This is a genomic window from SAR202 cluster bacterium (genome assembly GCA_016872355.1).
Taxonomy (GTDB): Bacteria; Chloroflexota; Dehalococcoidia; order Lucifugimonadales; family VGZY01; genus VGZY01.
Window position 1 is genome coordinate 23,000 of the sequence record VGZY01000032.1, and the last position, 7,733, is coordinate 30,732.

Consider the following 7,733-nt stretch of genomic DNA (forward strand, 5'->3'; position numbering starts at 1 on the left):
GTAGTGCCCCTGGGGTGGATGGCGGCCTCCTAAAGTCTATCCGCAGCGCGCGCGGCCTGCAAGAACGCCACGCTCGGTATGATATCGTATGCTGTCGCGAGTCCCACTTCCGCGGAGGCAGGTCAAATGCAGGTCAGGATACTTGGGTCACACAACGGCCAGACAAGGGATACCCGGTTCGCGGGCTACCTGGTGGACGGAGTTCTGGCGCTGGACGCCGGCACCCTGACCCGCGCCCTCACCGCGGACGAGCTTCGCAGGATCAAGGCGGTCCTGCTTTCCCATCGCCATTACGACCACTGCATAGACCTCTGGCCCCTGGCGGTCAACGCGCGCAGGAGCGGCACGACCATCGACGTGTTCGGCATCCCGGATACTATGGAGTTCGTGGCCTGGAGCCTGATAGACTCACGCAACACAGGGGACTTCACAAAGACCCCATCGCCTCAGAACCCGGTCCTGCGCCACCACCGCATCGAGACGATGAAGCAGTTCCCCGTGCTTGACTACAAGGTCACCGCCATGACAGTCCCGCATGGCGTCCCCGGCGTGGGGTACTCCATATCCGACGGAAAGACCGAGCTCTTCTATACCGGAGACACTGGGGAAGGCATGGGCGCATTCTGGAAGTACGCCGCCCCCCAGGCGCTGCTGACGGAAGTGACATACGACGATGCGAATGCGGATAAGGCCGCCGCCTCCGGCCACATCACCCCCCGGATGCTCGGCGAGTCCATGGCGCAATTCAAGGAGTTGAGGGGGTTCTACCCCCCGCATCTTCGTCACGCACATCTACCCTGAATGCGAAGGAGATGTCCGGAGGGACCTCAAGGCCCTCGCGGGCCGGATGGGGCTGGACATCTCCGTGCCGGGCCACGACTCGGCGGTTGAGATCTAGGCACGTTCCCACTCGGTCGAAAGGACACCAATGGCGAGAAGAACCGCGTTTATCTACGACGACTCAATGGCGGACCACGTCCTCAGCGAAGACCATCCCATGAAGCCGGTCCGCCTCCGCTATACCTTCGACCTCGCAGGCCAGTATGGCCTGCTGGAGACGCCCCGCTCGACTCTTGTGGCGTCCCGCATGGCCACAGTCGATGAGATCACGCGATTCCACACGCCGGACTACGTCGCCGCCGTCCGCGCCATCAGCAACGGCGACTCCTCCGTCAACCAGCGCCGCTACAACTTCGCGCCCGGCGACAACCCGCCTTTTCGAGGAATGTACGAGGCATCGCTCCTCTCCACCGGCGGCTCCGTCCGGGGCGTGGATCTGCTGCTGGATGAGGGGCACGATGCGGTACTTAACATCTCCGGCGGCCTTCACCACGCAATGCCGTCCTACGTGTACGGGTTCTGCGTGTTCAACGACCCCGTAATCGCCATCAAAGAGCTCGTACGCCGGGGTCTAAAAGTTGCGTACGTAGACATTGACTGCCACCACGGTGACGGAGTGCAGCACGCCTTCTACGACACCGACCGGGTACTTACGATCTCGCTCCACGAGTCCGGCCAGTACATATTCCCCGGCACCGGCTACCCGCAGGAGCTCGGCGCCGGCAAGGGCCGCGGCTACTCGGTCAACCTGCCCCTCTACCCCTACACCAGCGACGAAGTGTACTACTGGGCCTTCATGGAGACAGTCCCCCCCTTGTTACAGGCGTTCCGGCCGGACGTGCTCGTGAGCCAGCTCGGCATCGACTCGCACTACAACGACCCCATAACGCACCTTTCGCTCACAGTCCAGGGCTTCGGGCGGGTGGTTTCGGAGATGGGATCGTTCGCGCCGAAGTGGCTCGCGCTAGGTGGGGGCGGGTACGATCTGCAGGCGGTGGCCCGCGCGTGGACGCTGGCCTACGCGATCATGGCTGAGGAAGAGGTGTCTGACGAGCTGCCCATGCCCTACCGCCACGCACACGGCGTGCAGACCCTCACGGACCACGAGGACATCTCCCACCTGGAAAAGGTCCAGCCGGACGCCCGCACCTTCGCCCAGAGCAGCGTCCAGGCCGTCCAGCGCCTGATATTCCCGTTGCACGGGATAAGGTCTTAGTAGAGGGCCACGGAGACGGCGATTGCCATGAACGCAACAGGGGACCCGGTCACTCGGGTCCCCTGGTATTATCCTGTGGTTACGTGGCCGCCCGCTCCCCTACACCTCGCGGAACTCGCCTTCTACGGTGTTGTCGCCGTCCTTCTTTCCGGCGTCGCTGGGGCCGCCCTGCTGGCCGCCTGTGGGGTCCGCGCCGGGCTGGCTATAGACGGCCTGGCCCACCTTCTGCATAGCGGCCGATAGCTCGGTCATCGTCGAGCGTATCTTCGAAGCGTCGTTCGCCTTGATGGCGTCGCGCACTTCGGTGACCTTCTTCTCGATCTCGGACTTCAGGTCCGCCGGCACCTTGTCGCCGTTATCGCGGAGGAGCTTCTCGGCCGAGTAGGCCGCGTTCTCCGCCTGGTTGCGGATCTCGATCTCCTCCTTCGTCTTCCGGTCCTCGTCCGCGTGGGACTGCGCGTCGCGAACCAGCTTGTCGATCTCGTCCTTGCTCAGGCCGGAGCTGGCCGTGATGGTGATCTTCTGCTCGCGGCCGGTGCCCTTGTCCTTCGCGGACACCTTCAGGATGCCATTCGCATCGATGTCGAACGTGACCTCGATCTGCGGCACGCCGCGTGGCGCAGGCAGGATGCCGTCAAGCGTGAAGCGGCCGATCGTCTTGTTCTCCCCCGCCATCGTGCGCTCGCCCTGCACGACATGGACCCCCACGCTCGGCTGGCCGTCGGAGGCCGTCGTAAACGTCTCGGTCTTGGCCGTGGGGATAGTTGTGTTCCTGGGGATCAGCGCCGTGCTGATGCCGCCCAGAGTCTCAAGGCCCAGAGTCAGCGGAGTCACGTCCAGCAGCAGCAGGTCCTGCACCTCGCCCTTCAGGACGCCCGCCTGAATGGCCGCGCCGACCGCCACCACCTCATCCGGGTTCACACCCTTGTGGGGCTCCTTCCCGAACAGGTCCACGACGGCCTTCTGCACGGCAGGCATGCGCGTCATGCCGCCGACGAGGATGACCTCGTTGATGTCCTTGGCCGTCACGCCGGCGTCCTTGAGCGCCTGCTGGGAGGGGCCGACGGACTTCTGGATAAGGTCGCCCACGAGCTGCTCCAGCTTGGCCCTGGTGAGCGCCATAACCAAGTGCTTGGGGCCTGAGGCGTCCGCGGTGATGAACGGCAGGTTGATCTCGGTCTGCATCGTCGTCGAAAGCTCGATCTTGGCCTTCTCCGCAGACTCGCGCAGGCGCTGGAGGGCCATGCGGTCCTTTTTCAGGTCTATGCCCTGGTCCTTCCTGAACTCATCGGTGATCCAGTCCATGATCCGCTGGTCGAAGTCGTCGCCGCCCAGGTGCGTGTCGCCGTTGGTGGCCAGCACCTCGAACACGCCTTCGCCGATGCGGAGGACCGTGATGTCGAACGTGCCGCCGCCCAGGTCGTAGACCGCGATCGTCTCTTCCTTTTTCTTGTCCAGGCCGTAGGCCAGCGCAGCGGCCGTGGGCTCGTTGATGATGCGGAGCACCTCGAGGCCCGCGATTCGGCCGGCGTCCTTGGTGGCGTTGCGCTGGCTGTCATTGAAGTACGCGGGCACGGTGATTACGGCCTGCGTTATCTTCTCCCCCAGCTTTGCCTCCGCGTCCTGCTTCAGCTTCTGAAGGATCATCGCGGAGACCTCGGGCGGGGCGTAAGTCTTGTCGCCCATGCGGACGTAGGCGTCGCCGTTGGAGTGGCGCTCCACCTTGAACGGCACAAGCTTCATATCCCGCTGGACGCTGTCGTCCTCGTGCTTGCGGCCCATAAAGCGCTTGATCGAGAAGATCGTGTTCTCCGGGTTCGTGATCGCCTGGCGTTTGGCGGCCTGGCCGACGTATCGCTCTCCGGTCTTGGGGTTGATGGCGACTACCGACGGGGTGGTGCGCGCGCCCTCCGCGTTCTCGATCACGCGCGGCTCGCCGGCTTCGATTATGGCCATGCACGAGTTTGTCGTGCCTAGATCTATGCCCAGTACTTTAGCCATTTAACTTCTCTCCTCCTGATTCGTTGCGGGCTTCGACTGTTGCTCGGGCTTTTTGGCGACGATTACCTGGGCCGCCCGCAGGACCTGGTTATTGTACTTGTATCCGGGCCGGACCACCTCAAGGACTGTGTCCTCCTGGGCGTCCGGCGACTCCATGTAGTGCACCGCCTCGGACTCCCAGGGGTCGAACTTCTTTCCTTTTGCATCTATGCGCTTGACGCCCTCCGAATCCAGGAGGTTCATCAAGTTGCGATGGACGAGCTGGAGCCCTTCGACCCAGCCCGGCGCAGAGGCGCCGGAAGGGACCATGGAGATTGCGCGCTCCAGGTCGTCCGCTACGGGGAGCACCTTGAGGAGAAGGCGCTTGTTGCCCGCCTTCATGACCTCGGACTTCTCCTCCTCGGCGCGCTTTCGGTAGTTGATCAGGTCGGCCTGCGCGCGCTGGGCGATGGACCTGAACTGGTCCTTCTCCCGCAGCGCCTCTTCCATCTGCGCCTTCAATTGAGTATCTTGCTCACCCTGGGCGGCCTGGCCCTCCATCTCGTCGGGCCTGGGCTCTCCGGGCGACTGGCCCTCGCCACTATACACTTCGTAACCTCCGGCAGAGTTCTCTGTATCTATGTTAAGTCCGGCGCGGCCCGAAAGGGCGGCCGGATCTGCTATTCGCGCTCCGGTCGGCCCACGCGGTGGGCATGCAGGAGCTCAAATAGCTCCGCGAGCCCCTGGCTGATGAACGGCCGCAGGCGCTTGTCGTCCACGCTGGGGACTACCTCCTGCAGGCGGACCAGGTGGTTGAACACGTCCAGCACCATTTGCACCCCGGCCAGGTTCAGCCCCAGCTCGTTCACAAGGTGCTTTATCAGCCGTAGCCGCGCGATGTCCACATCCGAGTAGAGGCGGAGCATCCCGACTGTCCTGGACGGCGACACGAGCCCCGCACGCTCGTACTTCCGCAGCGTTTGGGGGTGCATCTCCAGGATGCGCGCCGCCACGCTGATGATGTAAACCCCCTCCATCTCTTCGGGACTCATCTGCTCCCCGGACGGAGTGGCCTCTCCCCTGTCCTTATCGTCGCGTCCGAATCTCGTTTCAGGCCTCTCTTGCATCTTGAAAAAATTGCCCTCCAAGCGCACTAACCCCTTGATGAGCAACACGTTTTAATTGCTATAGCCATTGCTTGAGTCCTAGAAGGACTCTCCGCAAAGTCCATGATTCCAGTGTATGACTTGATACGCGGCGTGTCAACTCACTTGTGGCGAAGTGGTTATCCTCTCTTGAGGCCAGCGCCAGGAAGCTGGAACCTTTTGAAGAGAAAAGGCGTCTAACTATTTGTAACGGGATTCACCCACTTTGAAAGGTTCAAGGCCGTAAACCAACAGCGGCGATTCAAAGGATGTGGACACCACCCCAAGGGGGACAGATTAAGGAGGTGTCTATGTTGATCTACAAGGCCTGCCCGCGGTGTAGCGGGGACATGACGACGAATGGCGATATCTACGGAGATTACAAGGAGTGCCTGCAGTGTGGGCTCATGCAGGACATCGAGAAGAAGCGCTACACCTTTTCAGCAGAGCTGGTGAGGTCGCGCCGGAAGAGGTCCGCAAGAGAAGCTAAGGTCGCCAAAGTTGCGTAAGGGGGCGCAGCTTCGGCATTGATAAAATACTCTCTCCTCCTCCCCCCTGAAGGTGCGGGTCGCCAATCGGTACTGGCGGCCCGCACTGGTTTTTCTATCCGAACCGCTCTTCGTTGATCGGGTCGCCGTTCATGTGGTAGCCGCGGACTTCCCAGAATCCCGGGCGGTCCTTCGCCATGAGCTCAATACCGTTCACCCACTTGGCGCTCTTCCAGGCGTAGCGCTTGGGCACCACCAGCCGCAAGGGGCCGCCGTGCTCTGTGGATAGCGGCTCGCCGTCGTGGTTCCACGCGAACAGTACATCGTCGTCCATCAGAACCTGGAGCGACTGGTTTGTAGTGTACCCGCCGTAGCAGTGGGCCATCACGTACTTCGCCTCGGGCTTCGGCCCGGCCAGCTTCATGAGCTCGCTGAAGGCGATTCCCTCCCAGGTATTCTCCAGCCGGCTCCACTGCGTCACGCAATGGAACTCGGAGTCGATGGTCACCTTCGGGAGGGCCGTGAACTGCTCCCAGTTAAGCTCGAACTGGTTGTCCACAAGGCCGAAGACGCGGAACTTCCACGTCTTGAGGTCGATCTTCGGGACTGAGCCGAAGGTGAGCACGGGGAACTTATCCGTGATGTACTGGCCCGGAGGGGCCACACGCCCTTCGGCGTCAGGCTTCACCTTCTTTGTGCCGGTGAGCTTCTTGAACAGCATCGTAGTCCGCTCCTTTCACAAGGCCCTCGCAGCCGCTACGCCCTATTCTACGCTACGTTAGATACGGGGTGGGCCGCCAGAGATTCTCCGGCACTCTTATTCTGCGAGCGCCTTCAGCACTTCTATTGTCATGGCGGTGGAGGAGGGCGACATCAGGTATAGCCCCGGCCAGCCGTTGGCGCGTACCCACTGTGCGTGTTCAATGGCGATATCGCGTCCCACCTTCGCCTGGTCCTCCGGCTGCTGAAACGCGGCCAGGCGGTCGTAGACGGCCTGGGGGATAACAACGCCCGGGGTCTCGCCCACCCGCCGCGCCTGCTCCAGGCTGGTCAGCACCATAACGCCGACGAGGATGGGGACCTGGCGACGGAACGGCTCCATCGCCGCCAGCGGCTCGTGGCGGAAGGCAGGCTGCGTCATGATGTAGTCCGCGCCGGCGTCGATCTTCGCCCGGAGGCGGCCCAACTCCCGCTCCCCGTCCAGCGCCTCAGGCTCGAAGCCGCTACCCACCGTGAACGCGGTGCCGTCCCTCACCTGTCCGCCGCGGCGGACATCATCTCCCGCGGGGCCGGGAGAGGTGCGGATTGGGTTGAGCGGCCTCCCGCCGAAGTCCAGGCCAGCGTTCAGGTACTGCTGCGCCAGCCTCACCATCTCCACCGAGTCCAGGTCGAAGACTGCCGTGGAGCGGGGGTAACCGGGCGACATATTGGGAGGGTCGCCGGTGACGAACAGGATATTCCGGATGCCCATATGGTGGTAGCCGACCAGGCGGCCCTGGATGCCCATGGTATTCAGGTCGCGCCCCGTGAAGTGCGCAATCATCTCGATGCCCGCCGCGGCATCGCCGAGGCCACGCCTGGCGAGCGAGATGAAGTCGCCCGGCGGCATGAGCGGTATCCCGCGCGAGCCGTCGGTTATATCCACCGCTTCCGCGAGCCCGGAGGCGGCGAGCGCGGCGATGGCGTCGATCCTGGACTTGACAACCTTCTCGCCCGTCCCGCGCGGCGGCAGCATCTCGAAGCTGACTGCAAATTTGCCCTCTTTGAGCTTGCGGGAGAAGGGGCCGTTGAGGTGTTTGGCGTGGGTGGAGGTAGCGATGGGCGGTCGATCCTGAGCAGCCAGCCCTCACCCTACGGTCAAGGCCCCGTAGGCCTCTCCCCGAGGAGACCTTTGCATAACCCGGGGTAGAGGCGATAATCATACCTGTGCGAGGAAAATATAGCAAAATGGAGTGAGCCATGCACCGCAATATGGGAAACCCGTCCATGATCGAAGCGTTCCTTCCCGAGCAGGTTGGGCGTAACGAGCGATTGGAGAGGATAGCCCAAGTTGTGGACTGGGAA

General features: G+C 62.8%; 8 protein-coding genes. 3 read left to right on the forward strand and 5 right to left on the reverse strand.

Annotation, left to right across the window (positions count from 1 at the left end; genetic code table 11):
- Window positions 1-78: 78 nt before the first annotated feature.
- Both FJ319_08395 and FJ319_08400 read left to right on the forward strand, forming a co-directional pair.
- Window positions 79-801 (forward strand): hypothetical protein, encoded by a 723-nt coding sequence (locus tag FJ319_08395; protein ID MBM3934304.1) that lies wholly within the window; start codon window positions 79-81, stop codon window positions 799-801.
- A 127-nt stretch (window positions 802-928) separates the two neighbouring features.
- Window positions 929-2,056, forward strand: coding sequence for an acetoin utilization protein AcuC (locus FJ319_08400; GenBank protein MBM3934305.1), 1,128 nt, complete (start codon window positions 929-931; stop codon window positions 2,054-2,056).
- A gap of 99 nt (window positions 2,057-2,155) precedes the next feature.
- On the opposite strand, the gene dnaK is transcribed toward FJ319_08400, so the two are convergent.
- The 3 genes from dnaK to FJ319_08415 form a co-directional block, all read right to left on the reverse strand.
- A complete protein-coding gene (dnaK, locus tag FJ319_08405; GenBank protein MBM3934306.1) occupies window positions 2,156-4,057 on the reverse strand; it encodes a molecular chaperone DnaK in 1,902 nt (633 codons plus the stop codon).
- Window positions 4,058-4,645 carry a nucleotide exchange factor GrpE gene (locus tag FJ319_08410; GenBank protein MBM3934307.1) on the reverse strand — a complete coding sequence of 196 codons (588 nt, stop codon included), beginning with the start codon at window positions 4,643-4,645 and terminating at the stop codon, window positions 4,058-4,060.
- A 71-nt stretch (window positions 4,646-4,716) separates the two neighbouring features.
- Window positions 4,717-5,088 carry a MerR family transcriptional regulator gene (locus FJ319_08415; protein ID MBM3934308.1) on the reverse strand — a complete coding sequence of 124 codons (372 nt, stop codon included), beginning with the start codon at window positions 5,086-5,088 and terminating at the stop codon, window positions 4,717-4,719.
- A 404-nt stretch (window positions 5,089-5,492) separates the two neighbouring features.
- Between FJ319_08415 and FJ319_08420 the strand changes: the two genes are divergently transcribed.
- Window positions 5,493-5,690: a hypothetical protein gene (locus tag FJ319_08420; GenBank protein ID MBM3934309.1), complete on the forward strand. Its 198-nt coding sequence runs from the start codon at window positions 5,493-5,495 to the stop codon at window positions 5,688-5,690.
- Between the two features lie 94 nt (window positions 5,691-5,784).
- On the opposite strand, the gene FJ319_08425 is transcribed toward FJ319_08420, so the two are convergent.
- On the reverse strand, window positions 5,785-6,390 hold the full coding sequence (locus FJ319_08425) for a sulfite oxidase-like oxidoreductase (protein ID MBM3934310.1): 606 nt from the start codon (window positions 6,388-6,390) through the stop codon (window positions 5,785-5,787).
- 96 nt (window positions 6,391-6,486) lie between these two features.
- Window positions 6,487-7,404 (reverse strand): hypothetical protein, encoded by a 918-nt coding sequence (locus tag FJ319_08430; protein MBM3934311.1) that lies wholly within the window; start codon window positions 7,402-7,404, stop codon window positions 6,487-6,489.
- Window positions 7,405-7,733: the final 329 nt, after the last annotated feature.

What these genes read in the sequence shown, in the direction of transcription:
- FJ319_08425 (MBM3934310.1), bottom strand. Translation starts at nt 6,390, where the DNA reads ATGCTGTTCAAGAAGCTCACCGGCACAAAGAAGGTGAAGCCTGACGCC.
- FJ319_08430 (MBM3934311.1), bottom strand. Translation starts at nt 7,404, where the DNA reads ATGCTGCCGCCGCGCGGGACGGGCGAGAAGGTTGTCAAGTCCAGGATC.
- FJ319_08415 (MBM3934308.1), bottom strand. Translation starts at nt 5,088, where the DNA reads ATGAGTCCCGAAGAGATGGAGGGGGTTTACATCATCAGCGTGGCGGCG.
- FJ319_08420 (MBM3934309.1), top strand. Translation starts at nt 5,493, where the DNA reads ATGTTGATCTACAAGGCCTGCCCGCGGTGTAGCGGGGACATGACGACG.
- dnaK (MBM3934306.1), bottom strand. Translation starts at nt 4,057, where the DNA reads ATGGCTAAAGTACTGGGCATAGATCTAGGCACGACAAACTCGTGCATG.
- FJ319_08395 (MBM3934304.1), top strand. Translation starts at nt 79, where the DNA reads ATGATATCGTATGCTGTCGCGAGTCCCACTTCCGCGGAGGCAGGTCAA.
- FJ319_08400 (MBM3934305.1), top strand. Translation starts at nt 929, where the DNA reads ATGGCGAGAAGAACCGCGTTTATCTACGACGACTCAATGGCGGACCAC.